15 protein-coding genes and 2 tRNA genes are annotated in these 15,122 nt (G+C 69.8%); 11 read left to right on the top strand and 6 right to left on the bottom strand.

The window, feature by feature from the left end:
- Window positions 1–219: 219 nt before the first annotated feature.
- The 3 genes from AWQ71_RS34950 to AWQ71_RS34940 all read left to right on the top strand — a co-directional run bounded on the left by AWQ71_RS34950 (window position 220) and on the right by AWQ71_RS34940 (window position 1,110).
- Entirely contained in the window at window positions 220–498 is a 279-nt protein-coding gene (locus tag AWQ71_RS34950) for a hypothetical protein (RefSeq protein ID WP_157570757.1), read from the top strand.
- Between the two features lie 121 nt (window positions 499–619).
- On the top strand, window positions 620–883 hold the full coding sequence (locus AWQ71_RS34945; RefSeq protein ID WP_067142218.1) for a WhiB family transcriptional regulator: 264 nt from the start codon (window positions 620–622) through the stop codon (window positions 881–883).
- Window positions 884–927: 44 nt separating this feature from the next.
- Entirely contained in the window at window positions 928–1,110 is a 183-nt protein-coding gene (locus AWQ71_RS34940) for a hypothetical protein (protein WP_067142215.1), read from the top strand.
- 144 nt (window positions 1,111–1,254) lie between these two features.
- On the opposite strand, the gene AWQ71_RS34935 is transcribed toward AWQ71_RS34940, so the two are convergent.
- Both AWQ71_RS34935 and AWQ71_RS34930 read right to left on the bottom strand, forming a co-directional pair.
- Window positions 1,255–2,604 (bottom strand): ABC1 kinase family protein, encoded by a 1,350-nt coding sequence (locus AWQ71_RS34935; protein ID WP_067141998.1) that lies wholly within the window; start codon window positions 2,602–2,604, stop codon window positions 1,255–1,257.
- Entirely contained in the window at window positions 2,601–3,665 is a 1,065-nt protein-coding gene (locus AWQ71_RS34930; protein WP_067141995.1) for a ThiF family adenylyltransferase, read from the bottom strand. Before AWQ71_RS34930 ends, AWQ71_RS34935 begins: the two co-directional genes overlap by 4 nt.
- Window positions 3,666–3,845: 180 nt before the next feature.
- Between AWQ71_RS34930 and AWQ71_RS34925 the strand changes: the two genes are divergently transcribed.
- A complete protein-coding gene (locus AWQ71_RS34925; protein WP_067142209.1) occupies window positions 3,846–4,361 on the top strand; it encodes a M48 metallopeptidase family protein in 516 nt (171 codons plus the stop codon).
- Window positions 4,358–4,951 (top strand): glycosyltransferase family protein, encoded by a 594-nt coding sequence (locus AWQ71_RS34920; protein ID WP_084259644.1) that lies wholly within the window; start codon window positions 4,358–4,360, stop codon window positions 4,949–4,951. The genes AWQ71_RS34925 and AWQ71_RS34920 overlap by 4 nt, the downstream gene beginning before the upstream one ends.
- Window positions 4,952–5,026: 75 nt before the next feature.
- On the opposite strand, the gene AWQ71_RS34915 is transcribed toward AWQ71_RS34920, so the two are convergent.
- From AWQ71_RS34915 to AWQ71_RS34905, 3 genes are read right to left on the bottom strand one after another with little or no spacing between them, the layout of a single operon-like run.
- Window positions 5,027–6,010, bottom strand: coding sequence for an endonuclease/exonuclease/phosphatase family protein (locus tag AWQ71_RS34915; RefSeq protein ID WP_084259643.1), 984 nt, complete (start codon window positions 6,008–6,010; stop codon window positions 5,027–5,029).
- 39 nt (window positions 6,011–6,049) lie between these two features.
- Complete coding sequence (locus AWQ71_RS34910; RefSeq protein ID WP_067141992.1) at window positions 6,050–6,598, bottom strand: NUDIX hydrolase; 549 nt, start codon at window positions 6,596–6,598, stop codon at window positions 6,050–6,052.
- Entirely contained in the window at window positions 6,595–7,842 is a 1,248-nt protein-coding gene (locus AWQ71_RS34905) for a zinc-dependent metalloprotease (RefSeq protein ID WP_067141989.1), read from the bottom strand. Before AWQ71_RS34905 ends, AWQ71_RS34910 begins: the two co-directional genes overlap by 4 nt.
- Before the next feature lie 82 nt (window positions 7,843–7,924).
- Here AWQ71_RS34905 and AWQ71_RS34900 point away from each other — a divergent pair, with 82 nt between their 5' ends.
- The 6 genes from AWQ71_RS34900 to AWQ71_RS34875 all read left to right on the top strand — a co-directional run bounded on the left by AWQ71_RS34900 (window position 7,925) and on the right by AWQ71_RS34875 (window position 14,115).
- A complete protein-coding gene (locus AWQ71_RS34900; RefSeq protein WP_245658790.1) occupies window positions 7,925–8,995 on the top strand; it encodes an NAD-dependent epimerase/dehydratase family protein in 1,071 nt (356 codons plus the stop codon).
- A gap of 105 nt (window positions 8,996–9,100) precedes the next feature.
- Window positions 9,101–9,523, top strand: coding sequence for a molybdenum cofactor biosynthesis protein MoaE (locus AWQ71_RS34895; RefSeq protein ID WP_084259640.1), 423 nt, complete (start codon window positions 9,101–9,103; stop codon window positions 9,521–9,523).
- Window positions 9,524–9,573: 50 nt separating this feature from the next.
- A complete protein-coding gene (locus AWQ71_RS34890) occupies window positions 9,574–10,620 on the top strand; it encodes a YlbL family protein (RefSeq protein ID WP_067141983.1) in 1,047 nt (348 codons plus the stop codon).
- Window positions 10,621–10,762: 142 nt separating this feature from the next.
- Entirely contained in the window at window positions 10,763–13,645 is a 2,883-nt protein-coding gene (locus AWQ71_RS34885) for a UPF0182 family membrane protein (RefSeq protein ID WP_369407233.1), read from the top strand.
- 56 nt (window positions 13,646–13,701) lie between these two features.
- Window positions 13,702–13,775, top strand: a tRNA-Met gene (locus AWQ71_RS34880).
- Between the two features lie 266 nt (window positions 13,776–14,041).
- Window positions 14,042–14,115: transfer RNA gene (locus AWQ71_RS34875), tRNA-Met, on the top strand.
- An 83-nt stretch (window positions 14,116–14,198) separates the two neighbouring features.
- Here the strand turns inward: AWQ71_RS34875 and AWQ71_RS34870 are convergent.
- On the bottom strand, window positions 14,199–14,603 hold the full coding sequence (locus AWQ71_RS34870) for a hypothetical protein (RefSeq protein ID WP_067141977.1): 405 nt from the start codon (window positions 14,601–14,603) through the stop codon (window positions 14,199–14,201).
- Between the last annotated feature and the right edge of the window lie 519 nt (window positions 14,604–15,122).

The raw sequence follows: 15,122 nt of genomic DNA, 5'->3' as shown, positions 1-15,122 counted from the left end.
CCCTGAGCGGTGGGGCCCGTCAGCCGTGTCCCGGAGTGGGCGTGCGCGCGCGGGCCGCGCGAGTGCTAGCGTGGCGGATCTGACCCCACGGTTAGTGTCGCGAAACCGTGAAAATCGCAGGTAGAAAATAGGTTGCCGGGTTCCGGGTCACGCATTTAGGGTCATGGAAGTCGGTCGGACGGTCCTGTCCGGCCTCGCATTCAAGCGGAGGTGAGTCACGTGACGAACACGATCATGTTTAACGCTGCGCGGCTTGCTTCCGCACGCCCGGCCGCCGGAGTGGCGTCGGTCATTCCGATGCGCGGCAAGGCCGTCCGTGTCGAGGCTCTCGCCGGCCCAGTCGTCTTCGGCGTCTTCGCTGACGCGCGCCAGGGCATCCCCGCCTACCGTCCGGCCCCGGTGGCCCGACCGATGGGCGACGAGCAGCTGAACAGCCACATCACCAACGGTGGAGTGCGCGGTTCGCGTTACGCCTGGAGAGAACCAGTCACAACCTGACTGGTCTCCTCTTCAGGCCGCGGATCCGCACACAGGATCCGCGGCCTTCTTGTTTTACCCGCCACGTTCCGCCCACCCAAGAGGACAACCAGCCCAGAAACCAATCAAAGAGGTGACGCAGATGGCGGCCCCGGTCATGGACCTGATCGAAGCCGAGATCCCCTGCCGTACCGAACCCGACCTGTGGTTCGCCGAGTCTCCGGAGGACGTGGAGTTCGCCAAGGCGCTCTGCGGAGGCTGCCCGATCCAGAAGGCCTGCCTGGCCCGCGCGCTGGAGCGCGAGGAGCCGTGGGGCGTCTGGGGCGGCGAACTCATCCTGAGGGGGGCCGTCGTCCCCCGTAAGCGGCCGCGCGGGCGCCCCCGCAAGACTCCGGTCGCTGCCTGACCACCACCGCACTCGACGAACGTGTGAAAGAGGAGAAGATCCCCATGAACATGACCCTTACCGCCGCCATGTATATGCATCAAGAACTGGTCGCTGATCGAATACGCGGCCTCCATGAGGAGGCCGCCGAGCAGCGACTGGTCAGTCGGATCCAGGACGTACAGAGGGCGCGCCGCAAGGCCGAGCGTGCCTCACGGCGGCTGCTCGCGGCGCTCGCGCGCACCTGACGCTTCCTCGGGGAGCGTGCGTCAGCCGGGCGGCCTCGGCCGCCCGGCGCGTGGCGGGACATCGGCAGGAAGGCCCGGGCCGTTCGTACGGCCCGGGCCTTCGCCGTCCGTACGGCCCCGCACGCGAGGCGCAGCGCGGGGCGCTCAGCCGACGAGGGCGCCGCCTACCGCGTCGTCGTCGTCATCGTCGTCGTCGGCGAAACCGGGAACCCAGCGGGTCACCTCGTCGCGGAACCGCGCGGTCGTGCCGAGCTGGCACAGGACCCCCACACCTGCCGCGTGCACGCGGTGGATCAGCACGTACGACGGGGGAAGGTTGAGCTGGCGCACCACATTGGTGGGCCGCAGGTCGGCCACGGCCGCCGCCTGACGCTGGAGCCACTCCCTGCTGAAGCTGAACTCCTCCACCCGGGTGGGCTCGACGTAGGGGGCGAGGAACACCCGCAGCGCGTCCACGTCGACCTCGATGTGCGGCCGGATGAACCCCTCGGCGCGCAGCCCCTCGACGACCGCCTCCATGTCGCCCTGATTGAAGATGCGGGTCAGCTTGCCGAACATCAGGGGGTAGCCGTCCGGCAACCGGTTGACCGCGCCGAAGTCGAGCACTCCGAGGCGGCCGTCCTCCAGCATCCGGAAGTTGCCGGGGTGGGGATCCGCGTGCAGCATGCCGACCCGGGCCGGAGAGCAGAAGAGGAAGCGGCACAGCAGCAGCCCCGCGCGGTCGCGCTCCTCGCGTGTGCCGTCGGTGATGATCCGGGACAGCGCCGTTCCGGACATCCACTCGGTGACCAGGACCTGCTCGTTGGCGGCGATCACGTCCGGCACGAAGAAGTCGGGGTCGTCCCGGAACTCCTGCGCGAACGCGTGCTGCGCCTCCGCCTCGCTGAAATAGTCGAGCTCCTCGGTCACCCGCTGCCTGAGCTCGCTCAGTACGGCGGTGACGTCGAGGCCGGGCAGCAGGGCGCCGAAGAGCTTGCCGACCCGGGCGAGCTGGTTGAAGTCGGAGAGCAGGGCCTTGCCCGCGCCCGGATACTGGATCTTCACGGCGACCGCCCGGCCGTCGTGCCAGACCGCCTTGTGGACCTGCCCGATCGAGGCCGCCGCGCTCGGCACGTCCGCGAACTCGAGGAAGTTGTCCCTCCAATCATCGCCGAGCTGCTCGGTCAGGACCTTGTGCACGACCGGGGCGGGCAGCGGCGGCGCGGCGTCCTGCAGCTTGGTCAGGGTCGCGCGGTACGGCCCGGAGATCTCCGGAGGCAGCGCCGCCTCGAAGATGGACAGCGCCTGGCCGAACTTCATCGCGCCGCCCTTGAGCTCGCCGAGCACCTTGAAGATCTGCTCCGCGGTGCGCTGCTGGATCTCCTGGGCGACGATCTCGGCGGACTTGCCACCGATGCGTTTGCCGATGCCGAGTGCGGTGCGGCCGGCGAACCCCAAGGGGAGCGCGGCCAGCTTCGCCGAGCGCGTCACAGCGCGTCGCGGGAGGTCACTCACGCGACCATTGTTAGCGAAGGTCGGTGGTTTCGACCACAGTCACACAACGGATGCGGGCGACAGGAGCGCCGATCCCAGCGCCAGTCAGGGGTTATCTCCAATGTGCCGTTGCTCACAGCGGCGCCTTCGAGCCATGCCAGCGCCTGTCCCACCGCCTGCGCGGCGACGAGCGCGGACAGAGCGGCGTCGCAGGCGATCTCCCCCGCGGGAAAGCCACCGAGCCGGGCCTGGACCGACGGCCAGGCCGGGTCACGGTCCCGCCGGAAGAGGTCGAGGCAGCGCAGGCACGGAGTGCTCCCGGCCAGCACCAGCGGCCCCACGGACCCCCACCCCTCGGCTGCGGCGACGAGCAGGTGCGGGACGCCCGCCGCGCGCAGCTCGTGCGCCAGCAGGGCGTCAAGCGGCTCGACGGGGGCGAGGATCGCGAGGTCGGGGCGGCGCGCGCCGTCGGCGGGCCGCGAGGCCGTACGGCCGGGCCAGGCGTTGACCCCCGGAGCGAGCCGCCGGGCGATCGCGACCGCGCCCTCCTCCCGGCTCGCCCCCACCTCGGCGGCGCTCAGCCCGCCTGGTGCCACGTCCCGGAGGCGGGCCGTGCCCGGGTCCACGACGCAGAGATGGCCGACGCCGGAGGCGGCCAGCAGCGACACGATCCGGGCGCCCACCCGGCCCGCGCCGTACACCCGGATGTGCGCCGACCGCCTGCGCCGCAGCGCGGCGAGCCCGCCGTCGGGGGTGGCGAGGGAGAGCCGGTCCAGCTCGGGACGGAGCCGCTCGCGCTCCTCGCGGGACAGCGCGGCGAGCTCGCCCGGCGGCGCGGACGCGTCCTCGACCAGGCCGTGCCGTACGAGCAGGGCGATCACCTCGTGCGCGGCCTCCGCGCCGAGGCCGCTCGCCGCGACGGCCTGCTCCAGCGTGCGGGTGCCGTCGAGGCTCTCGACGAGCCGCCGGACGGCGGGCTCCAGGTCGGTGAGGACGATCGAACGCGACGGGTGGACGCCGAACTGGAGCGTGCGGGCGTCTCTTTCGACCCGCCGCAGGGCGGGCTTCAGACGAGGTCTCATAGCAGCGTGAGATTAGTCACACCAGGTGAGAGCGTGTGTGTGGGCTGTGGATAACTTCGTGACAGATGAGGGGGAAGCGGTCCAGGTTTCCCGTAAAGTCGGCCGGCGTTCGCCTGATTGACCAGCGAGAACGTCATTGACCCCCTGTGGAAACAGGCGGTTGTCGGCTACCTTGCATATGTGCCCCCCGAGACAGTCGAGGTTCGTCGGAGCACACGACGGCGGCGAACCGTTTCCGCGTACCGCGATGGCGACAAAACCATCGTGCTGCTCCCGGCCGGTCTGAGCACGACCGACGAGGAGCAGTGGGTTCACCGCATGCTCGACCGGCTCGCCGCGAAGGAACAGCGAAGACGTTTCAGCGACGATGATCTGCTCGATCGGGCGAGGGAGCTGTCCGTCCGCTATCTGGACGGTAGAGCCGTCCCCCGCAGCGTGCGTTGGGTCGACAACCAGCAGCACAGATGGGGCTCATGCACCCCGGATCACGCGACGATCAGACTATCGGCTCGACTCCGCGGGATGCCCGCCTGGGTCGTAGACTACGTGATCATGCACGAGCTGGTCCACCTGCTGGTCCCCAGCCACGGTCCCCGATTCTGGGCCCTGGTCGAGCGCTTTCCCAAGGCGGAGCGGGCCCGGGGCTTCCTCGAAGGCTTCTCCATGGCGGCCAACGGCTCCCCGGAGGAGTGTTGACCCGCGTCGCGGCCGTCCTCGTCACCGCCGGCATGGCGGACGCGGCCCCTCCCGGGATCGACCCGCACGAGTTCCTCATGGCCGTCGCCGAGGACACCTACGAGATCGTCGCCGGACTCGAGTTCGTCGAGCCGGTCATCCTGTCCGCCGGGGTCCCCGGGCTGGACGAGATCGCCTGGCCGGGCACGCCGGTCATCTCCGTCGACTCGCCCGCCGAGGCGTTCGCCGCCCTGCCGTACGCCGTGGGGGGAGACGGGGGCGCCGAGGGTGTGGTGGTCAGCGCCGACGCCCCTGACCTGCCGCCCCTGCTGATCGGCAAGCTGTTCCGGGCGCTGGGCCGGGCCGAGGTCGCCATCTGTCCCGCGGAGGGCGGGGGAGCGGTCGCCGTCGCCGCGCGGCTGCCTTTTCCCGACTGGGCCGACCCCGACTTCGACGACCCCGACCTCGTCGCACGGCTCCGCCGTCAGGCCCCGGGGCGGCGCATGGTCGCCACCGGCCCCGGCTGGCACCGGCTCAGGAAGCCGGTCGACGTGGCGCGGCTCGATCCCGGCCTGGAGGGCTGGGAGAACACCCGGCTCCTGCTCAGTTAGCGCGCCGGCGGATCAGGCGGCGGGTCGGGCCAGGTGAGCGGCCGCCCGCGGGTGCCGGTCGGCACGAGAGGCCGCTCAGCGGGCGGGCAGCCGCAGCTCGGCGAAGAGGGCGCGATGGTCGGTGTCCGGCACGTCGTGGACGCTGACGTCCACCGCCGAGGCCCGCCGGTCCACCAGCACATGGTCGATCGTGATGAGCGGGGGCAGCCGCCGGTTCGCCGGCCAGGTCGTGCGCAGCCCGGCGCCGGTCGCGTCCGCCGCGTCGAGGTATCCGCGGTCGAGGATGTCGCGCAGGCTCGCGTGGTCCAGGCTGGCGTTGAAGTCGCCGGCGAGGACGCGGATCGTCCCCGGCACGGTGGGCGGCAGCGAGCGCAGCGCCTCCCGCCAGGTGGCGACGTCCGGGCCGAGCGGCGCCATGGTGTGGACGTCGACCAGCTCGACCGTCTGCCCGCTCGGCAGCGAGAACCGGACATGCGGCATGTGGTGCCCCTCGGACGGGCCGAGATCCGGCAGCTTCGTCAGTGGATAGCGCGAGTAGACGCCGCTTCCCGACGCGCTGTACTCCGGCTCCAGGTGGCCGTACGGCATCAGCCGCCCCAGCCCGGCCGCGTCGAGGGCCTCGACCGCCCGCGGGTCCAGCTCCTGTGTGTTGAGGATGTCCGGACGCAGCCGGCGCACCAGCTCGACCACCGTGTGGGCGTCTCCCCGCCCGAAGAACAGGTTGACCGTGAGGATCCGCAGGGACGGGCCGGTCGCGGTCGGCGTCTCGCCGAACGCCCGGGGCAGCACCATGAACGCCATGAGCACGCACGTCGCCGCCCCCACGGCGATCACGAGCCGGCGCCGCGTGCCGAGCGCCAGCAGCAGCGCGACCAGCGAGAACAGCGCCACGTACGGCGTGCCCGTGATCAGCTCGGTGATGACGGGGCCGTCCACGCCGGCCAGCCGGACCAGCGCCCAGACCGCGCACGGCACCACCGCGATCCAGGCCAGCGGCCCGGGAACCCGCCGCCGGCGCCGCGGGACCGTGACGACGCCGCCCACGTCCACCTGAGTCATGGGCCGACCCTAACGATCGGAACCACAAGCCCGTGTAAGTCAGATGTGCGGATTCTGTGCAGCTTTGGCCCGGGCGGCGAGCCGCCGGGTGGCCTCGTCGCTCGGCTCGGGGATCTCCTCGACGGGGAACCAGCGCAGGTCGAGCGACTCGTCGCTGATCACCGCCTCGGCCCCGGGCGGCGCGACCGCGCCGTACTCGACGTCGAGGTGCCAGCTGTGCGGTGGGTGGCACCAGACCTGGTGCCGGTCGAGCGCCAGCGGACCGGGCAGCAGTCGCAGGCCGGCGATGCCGGACTCCTCGGTCGCCTCTCTGAGCGCGACCTCGGCCAGTGAGCCGTCGGAGACCTCGCAGTGGCCACCCATCGGGAGCCACATCCCGGCCTTCGGATGCAGCGTGAGCAGCACCCGGGAGCCGTCGTGGGAGATCACCGCCGTGGTGGCGGTCAGGTGCCCCGGCGCGCACTCGCGCCACATCGCGTTCTCGTACGCGTCGAGGTGGGCGAGAAACTCCTTCCTCAGGAGCTCCTCGCCCGGCGTCGGCGCCGTCCACACACTGAGCACGTCATACGCGTCCCGGTGGAGGCTCACTCGTCGTCGTCCTTGGGCTCCTCCAGAGCGGACAGGTCGAACCGCGCCTCGCCCCTGACGAAGGACTCGGGATCGTCCAGGTCGTCGGCGGTGGGCATGAGGTCGGGGTGGCTCCACACGGCGTCCCGGCCGTCGACGCCGCGTTCGGCGGTCAGCGCCTTCCACAGAGCCGCCGCCTCGCGCAGCCGCCGGGGCCGCAGCTCCAGGCCGACCAGCGTGGCGAAGGTCCGCTCGGCCGGTCCGCCCGTCGCCCGGCGGCGCCGCACCGTCTCGGCGAGCGCCGTCGCGGAGGGCAGCTTGCCCTCGGCGGCCTCGTCCACGACCGTGGCCACCCAGCCCTCGACCAGCGCGAGCGCGGTCTCCAGCCGGGCCAGGGCGGCCTTCTGCCGTTCGGTCTCCTCAGGCTTGAGCAACTCGCCGCCGCCGAGGATCTCCTGGAGCTGCTCGGGGTTGTTCAGGTCGAGGCCCTGAAGCTTGCCTTCCAAGGCGGAGGCGTCCACGGTGATGCCCCTGGCGTACTCCTCCACCGCGCCGAGCAGGTGCGCCCGCAGCCACGGCACGTGCTGGAACAGCCGGTGGTGGGCCGCCTCGCGCAGCGCGAGGTAGATCCTGATCTCCTCGGCGGGCGTCTCCAGGCCCTCGCTGAAGGCCGCGATGCCGCCGGGCAGCAGCGCGGCGGTGTCCGAGAGCGGCAGGCCGATGTCAGAGGAGCCGACGACCTCGCGGGCGAGCGTGCCCAGCGCCTGGCCGAGCTGCTGGCCGACCATCATGCCGCCCATCTGCTTGAGCATGCCGAACAGCGGCCCGGCCATCGCCTGGGCCTCGGCGGGCAGCCCGGCGGCACCCAGAGTGCCGCCCATCGTCTCGACCATGTGGGCGGCGATGGGCTCGCAGAGCTGCTTCCAGACCGGGACGGTCTTCTCGATCCACTCGGACCGGCTCCACGCCTGCGGGCTCGCCACGCCGCTGGGCAGCGCGGTCGCCTCGTTCAGCCAGAGGTCGGCGAGATTGAGGGCGTCGACGATCTGCCGCCGTTCACCCTCCATGACGCTCGGGTCACCTTCGGCGACCACGGCGTGTCGTGCGATGTTCTTGGCCATGTCCCAGTTGACAGGCCCGGCGCTCTGCGGGGCGGACAGCATGTCCGCGAACTGCCGCATCGCCGCCGCGATCTGCTCCGGGCTGCCGAACATGGCGAACGGGTTTTCGTTGGGGTCATTTTCACGACCTGGCAGGTCAGTCACCGCGCCACCTCGTGCAGGATGGAGGAGTCCACATCCGCCACGTTATCCGCCGTGGGGCGGATCAGTGCAAAGTGAGGACCTCGTGCAAACCTCGAAACGCCTTCGTCCGCCCGTCGTCGCCGTCACGGGCGCCGCCTCCGGTCTCGGCAGGGCGTTCCTCGCGAAAGTCGCCTCGTCTGCGGATTTCCGCAGGGTCGTGGCCATAGACGACCAGCGCGGCGACGTGCCGGACGTCACATGGCGGGTGCTCGACATCAGGGATCCGCTCTTGGCGAACCGGATCTCGGATGTGGACGTCCTGGTCCACCTGGGCGGCGACTACTCCCTCGACGCCGACCCCGAAGAGCGCCGGGCGTACAACCTGCGGGCCGCCCAGACCGTGCTCACCGCGTCCGCGGCGGCCCGGGTCCGCCGCGTGGTCCTGGTCACCAGCGCGATGGTCTACGGCGCCGCCGACGACAACCCTGTGCCGCTGGCGGAGGACTCTCCGGTCGCGGCCGAACCCGACACTGGCGTCGTCGGCGACCACCTGGAGATCGAGGCGCTGGTGCGGCGCTCCCTCCGCTCGCACCCCGGCCTCGGCGTCACTGTGTTGCGGCCCGCCGCGCTGGTCGGCCCCGGCATCGACACGGTCGTCACCCGGCACTTCGAGGCTCCGCGCCTGCTCGTGGTCAAGGGTTCGCTGCCGCGCTGGCAGTTCTGCCACATCGACGATCTGGTGTCGGCGCTGGAGATGGCCGCGCTCGGCCACGTCGGCGGAGTGGTCGCGGTCGGCTCCGACGGATGGCTGGAGATGGAGCAGGTCGAGGAGGTCTCCGGCCTGCGCCGCTTCGAGCTGCCCGCGGGACTGACCTTCGGCACCGCCCAACGGCTGCACCGGCTCGGGATCACCCCCGCCCCGGCGACCGACCTGCACTACGTCGTCTATCCGTGGGTGGTGGACTGCACCACACTCCGCGCCGCGGGGTGGAAGCCCACGTGGACCAACGAGGCCGCCCTGCAGGAGCTGCTCGAGCTGCGCCAGGGCAAGCACGCGGTGGTCGGCCGCCGCCTCTCCGGCAAGGATGCGACGCTCACCGCCGCCGGCGCCACGGTCGCCGTCATCGGCACCGCCGCCATCGTCCGGGTCGCCCGCCGCAAGCGACGCGTCTGACCTGCGCGCACAAGCGCCGCCGGGCGTCCCGCCCGGCGGCTTGTGCGGCTTATCGGGAGCGGCGGCACGTGCCCCGAGGATCGTCGCCGTACTAACCTCGGGTCCGTGGATGTCATCCGTTTGCTGGGTATTCGCGACACCCCGTTGTCGGTGGACGAGGTGCTGCGCGCGGTCGGGGACCACACGGCCGGCGGCACCGCGATCTTCGTGGGGACCGTACGCGAGGAGGACCAGGGCAAGGCGGTGACGCTCCTGTCCTACTCGGCGCACCCGACGGCCGAGCAGGAGCTGCGGAGGGTGGCCGAGAAGGTCGCCGCCGACCATGCGGTGACCGCCCTCGCCGCCGTCCACCGCGTCGGAGATCTCGAATTGGGGGACATCGCGGTCGTCGTGGCCGTGGCCTGCCCCCATCGCGGCGAGGCGTTCGCCGCCTGCCGCCGCCTGATCGACGACCTCAAGCACGAGGTGCCGATCTGGAAGCATCAGGTCTTCGCCGATGGGACCTCCGAGTGGGTCGGCGCCTGCTGACCGCCGGGCGAGTGTCCAGGGTCACTGCCCGCAGCGCATAGAGTGCGACCATGTCCCGACGCGCTCTCACCTTGCTGGTGGCGGGTTTCCTGACAGTGATACTCGCCGTCGTCGCGGCGTGGTTGCCCGTGCCGTACGTCGTGCTGAGCCCGGGGCCGACGGAGAACACGATCGGCGAGGTCAAGGGCAAGCCGGTGATCTCGATCTCGGGACACTCCACTTATCCCACCGACGGCAAGCTGAGCATGGTGACCGTCGCCTACCAGGGCGGGCCGAACAACAACATCGACCTGCTGACCGCGCTGCGCGGCTGGTTCGACCCCACCATCGCGGTCGTCCCCGAGGAGACGATCTTCCCGAAGTCGTCGTCGCCGAAGCAGGTCGAGCAGCAGAACACGCAGGAGATGACGACCTCGCAGGAGGACGCCACGATCGCGGCGCTGCGCGAGCTGAAGATCCCGGTCGCCGAGATCGTGACGGTGGTGGCCGTGGAGAAGGGGCTGCCCGCGGACGGCAAGCTGCAGGTGGGCGACGAGATCACCGCCGTGGACGGCGTCGCCGCCTCCGACCAGAACGCCGTGGCCACGGCGGTTCGCAAGGCCACGCCGGGTGACCAGGTGCGCCTCACGGTGAAGCGCAAAGGCACCTCCACCGAGGTCACGCTCGGCACCGTGAAGGGCGGGGACGGCAAGGCCCGGGTCGGCGTCACCATGGGGATGCGCTACCAGCCCCCGTTCAAGGTCGACATCAGCGTCGGCGACATCGGCGGCCCGAGCGCGGGGCTGATGTTCTCGCTGGGCATCTACGACAAGCTCACTCCCGGCTCCCTGACCGGCGGCAAGTCCATCGCGGGCACGGGCACCATCTCGCTGGACGGCGCGGTCGGCCCCATCGGCGGCATCGAGCAGAAGATGGTGGGCGCCAGGAAGGCGGGTGCCACGATCTTCCTCACCCCCGCGCGCAACTGCGCCCAGGCCGTACGGGCCGTGCCCGAGGGGCTGCGCCTCGTCAAGGTCGAGACCCTCGACGGCGCCGTCAAGGCGCTCGACGCGCTGCGTACCGGCACGGGTGATGTCCCAGCATGCACAGGAAACTGAAATCACGGCCGGGCGTTTCGCGGTGTAGGTTGCCAAGCACGGACCGTTGTTCTGAGACAAGGGGTTGGCGTTGAGCTTCCGGAGCCCCGGAGCCGGTCGGGCGATGCGCTTGCCCCGCCGTCCGCGACTGCTCATTCCCGTTGTGATCGCCCTCGCGGCGATCGTTGTTTCTTTCTTCATTTTTACCGCGATCTATACCGACTTCCTGTGGTACGAGTCGGTGGACTTCTCGTCGGTTTTCTCGACCATGCTGGTGACGCAGATCCTGCTGTTCGTGGTGGGCGCGGCGCTCATGGTCGTGATCGTGGGCGGCAACGTCGCCCTCGCGCACCGGGTGCGCCCGATGTTCGGCCCCGGCATGTTCGGCTCGCCGCAGGGGGCCGACCGCTACCGGCTCGCGGTCGACCCACACCGCAAGGTCTTCTTCCTCATCGGCCTGGCCGTCCTGGGGTTGTTCACCGGTTCCTCCACGGCCGGTCAGTGGAAGACGTGGCTGCTGTTCCTCAACTCCAGCAGCTTCGGCGCGAAGGACCCGTTGTTCGGCCGGGACGTGTCGTTCTTCATGTTCATCGTCCCCTTCCTCCGGATGACGCTGAACTTCCTCTTCACCGCGGTCATCCTGTCGATCATCATCGCGGCGATCGTGCACTACCTCTACGGCGGGTTCCGGATCGCCTCTCCGGGCGGGGTGCACGCCTCCCGCGCCGCGCGGGTTCACCTTTCGGTGCTGCTCGGCGTCTTCGTCCTGCTCAAGGCCATCGCGTACTTCCTCGACCGCTATGACCTGGTGTACTCCACCCGCGGCATCGTGGACGGCGCGTCCTACACCGACGTCAACGCGGTGCTTCCGGCGAAGGGCATCCTGGCGGTCATCGCGCTGATCTGCGCGCTGATCTTCTTCGCCGGGGTGGTCCGTCCGGGCGGCATGTGGCCCGGGGCCGCCTTCGGGCTCATGGTCCTGTCGGCCATCCTCATCGGCAGCGTCTACCCCGTCCTGGTCGAGCAGTTCCAGGTGCGGCCCAACCAGCAGGGCAAGGAGCAGCTGGCGATCTCGCGGAACATCGCCGCCACCCGCGAGGCGTACGGCGTGGCCGGCGCCAAGGTCGAGACGTACGACGCGCGGGCGACCCCGCAGCAGGGGATGTCGGCCGACGAGACCGTCTCCGGTGTACGACTCCTCGACCCCACACTGGTCTCGAAGACGTTCCAGCAGAAGCAGCGCATCCGCGGCTTCTACGACTTCCCCGAGCAGTTGGACGTCGACCGGTACAAGGACGCCGACGGTGTCGTGCGCGACCACCTGGTCGCGGTCCGCGAGATGATCGGCCCGCCGGGCGACCGCAACAACTGGATCAACAGCCACCTCGTCTACACCCACGGGTACGGCTTCGTCGCGGCCCCGGGCAGCGAGGTGGACAGCGAAGGCCTGCCGAACTTCGACGCCAAGGACATGCCGGTCTCCGGCTCGCTCGTCGCGACCGCCGGGCTCAAGGAGCCGCGCATCTACTTCGGCGAGAAGACCCACGACTACGCCATCGTCGGCGGCAAGAAGGGGATGGAGCTCGACTACCCCATTGACGGCGAGGCCGGCCAGGAGAAATACCAGGAGAACATCTCCTACGCCGGCAAGGGAGGCGTCCCGGTCGGCTCGTTCTTCAACCGGCTGCTCTACGCCGCGAAGTACGGCGAGATCAACATGCTGCTGTCGGGTGACATCGACGACCGGTCCCGCATCATCTACGACCGGACGCCGACCGAGCGCGTCGCCAAGGTGGCGCCCTTCCTCAACCTCGACTCCGACCCGTACCCCGCGATCGTCAACGGCCGGGTGGTCTGGATCGTCGACGCGTACACGACTGCGAACGAGTACCCGTTCTCCCAGAGCAAGAGTTTCCAGGACATGATCCGGGACACCACGACCAACCCGGGGCTCGGGGCGCCGCAGCCGCGTGACCAGATCAACTACATCCGGAACTCGGTCAAGGCCGTCGTCGACGCGTACGACGGCTCGGTGACGCTCTACGAGTGGGACGACAAGGACCCCATCCTCAAGTCCTGGGAGAAGGCCTTCCCCGGGATCATCAAGCCCAAGAACGCGATCGACCCCGATCTGCAGCAGCACCTGCGCTACCCCGAGGACATGTTCAAGGTCCAGCGTGAAGTGCTGTCCCGCTACCACATCACCGACGCGCAGTCGTTCTACGGCGGGCAGGACTTCTGGAACATCCCCGACGACCCGTCGTCCGGCGAGAAGAACGTCAAGCAGCCGCCGTACTACCTGTCGGTCAAGATGCCCGGCGCCGAGAAGTCCGCGTTCTCGCTGACCACGACGTTCGTGCCGAGGCAGAACCCGAACCTCGCCGCGTTCATGGCCGTGGACGCCACCGCCGGGGACGACCCGGGCGCGCTGCGCATCCTCCGGATGCCGGCGAACACCACGATCATGGGCCCGGGGCAGGTGCAGAACGCCTTCACCAACAAGTTCTCGGGAGAGCTCAACATCCTGGGGCTGGGCAAGGCCCAGATCATCTACGGCAACCTGCTCACCCTGCCGTTCGGCGGCGGTCTCGTCTACGTCGAGCCCGTGTACGTCCAGACCGCGGCGGGGGCGGGCCAGGAGCCGTACCCGATCCTGCGGCGGGTGCTGGTGATGTTCGGCAACCGGGTGGGCTCCGCCGACACCCTCCAGCAAGCCCTCGACCAGGTGTTCGGCACCACCACGTCACAGCCGGCCAAGCCTGAGGACAAACCCGGGACCAAGCCGGAGGACAAGCCCGCGGTCGACCCCGGCCTGACCGGAGTGATCGAGAGGGCCCAGGCCGCCTACGACGAGGCGCAGAAGGCGCTGTCCGCGAACCCGCCCGACTGGGGCAAGTACGGCGATGCGCAGAAGCGACTGAGTGACGCGTTGAACGAGCTCGCCGAGGTGCAGCGGAACCAACCCGCCGCCACGCCGTCGCCCACGCCGTCCGGGGCCGCACCGTCTCCGTCGGCCTCCGCGATGGCCGAATCGGGGAGCTCCTGACAGCGTGCCGATTTGCCCTCGCCTTCGCGTCCCAGTACTGTGTAGACACACACCGACGCGGGGTGGAGCAGTTCGGTAGCTCGCTGGGCTCATAACCCAGAGGTCGCAGGTTCAAATCCTGTCCCCGCTACTGATCGAAGGCCCTGGTCACCGGGAAACCGGCGACCAGGGCCTTCTGTCGTTCCTGCCCCTCTTTCCAAGGAAGGGTCACCCTCCGCGAAGGGCGGGGGTCGCTCTCCTCGTAGGAGGGGACCGCGTGGGGTTCCATCCGGAAATATGCGTATTCGCTGGGGTGGGCAGGCGCAGCCGGAGTGGCGATCGCCGGTTACGAGAGGCGAACGAGGCAATTGGTTTGCCCTCGCCTTCGCGTCCCGGTACTGTGTAGACACACACCGACGCGGGGTGGAGCAGTTCGGTAGCTCGCTGGGCTCATAACCCAGAGGTCGCAGGTTCAAATCCTGTCCCCGCTACTGATCGAAGGCCCTGGTCACCGGGAAACCGGCGACCAGGGCCTTCGCTTTTGCTTGACTTCGTCTTGGTTTCGCCCCCGGGCTCACCGCGGGAGCGTACGGCTCACCCCGACGCAACTCCTGGCCCGGCTGCCCGGCTTGGGGCGCCGCGCCGACGGCTCGTCCTCGACGCGGGGGATCAACGCCTGCGCGGCCTGGGCATCGGAGAGGATCCGCAGCGCTTCGCTGTCGTTGGCCGGCAACTGACCGTGCCGGGCGAGCTCATGCACGAGGAAGGTCATCGGCGCGGGATCACCGGCGTTCGACGCGGCCACGGTCGCGCGCGCGGCCGTCAGCAGGCTGAGGTAGTAGGAGCGCATGGTCGCCTCGCGTACTCGGGCCTGCTCCAGGTCGTCGAGCAGCTCGTTCGCGATCTCCAGCAGGTCAGCCGTGTGCCGGGCCTCGGCGGTGATGTGTGCCCGGATGTCGTCGAACTCGGACCGCGTCATTATGGCTACCTCCACCGGTGAGAGCCCGGGCGACCGGGATGGCGCCAAAACAAGGGCTCCCACTCTGCTTTCCTAAGGCGCGGCGATTGCGGACGGCTTGACAACAGGTTGCGCTGCGGACCTCATGCTGATGCCGCAATCCCCGTCCCCACCCCGTGCCGGCCTCGTCGCCGTAGTGCTACTTAGATGCTTGAGACCCGGTTCTGGTTGTCCACGCTGAACTGGACGTTCTCTGTGAACCGCGATTCATCCCCCTGCGTGGCGGGGGGCGAGGCGCTGTGAGGGCTCGCGCCACTCCCGGAATCCGAGAGTGACGGAATGCGTCTCGATCACTCCGATGGGGCTGCTAGTCTTCTCAGGTCGGCGCAGTCCGGCGCCTTCCTTCCCCTTCCGCTGAGCGGTTCAGGCATGGGACGGCGTGGGCTAAACTCGACAAGTCTCCTCAAACGATCAGTTTCGGGTCATTCGTTCGCGAAGCGGACAAGGATCTGGTAAGTTAGAGGGGTTGCCCCGGAAACG

It is taken from the genome of Microtetraspora malaysiensis (assembly GCF_001528665.1).
Taxonomy (GTDB): Bacteria; Actinomycetota; Actinomycetes; order Streptosporangiales; family Streptosporangiaceae; genus Microtetraspora_A; species Microtetraspora_A malaysiensis.
This window is presented reverse-complemented; position numbering and strand designations above follow the sequence as displayed.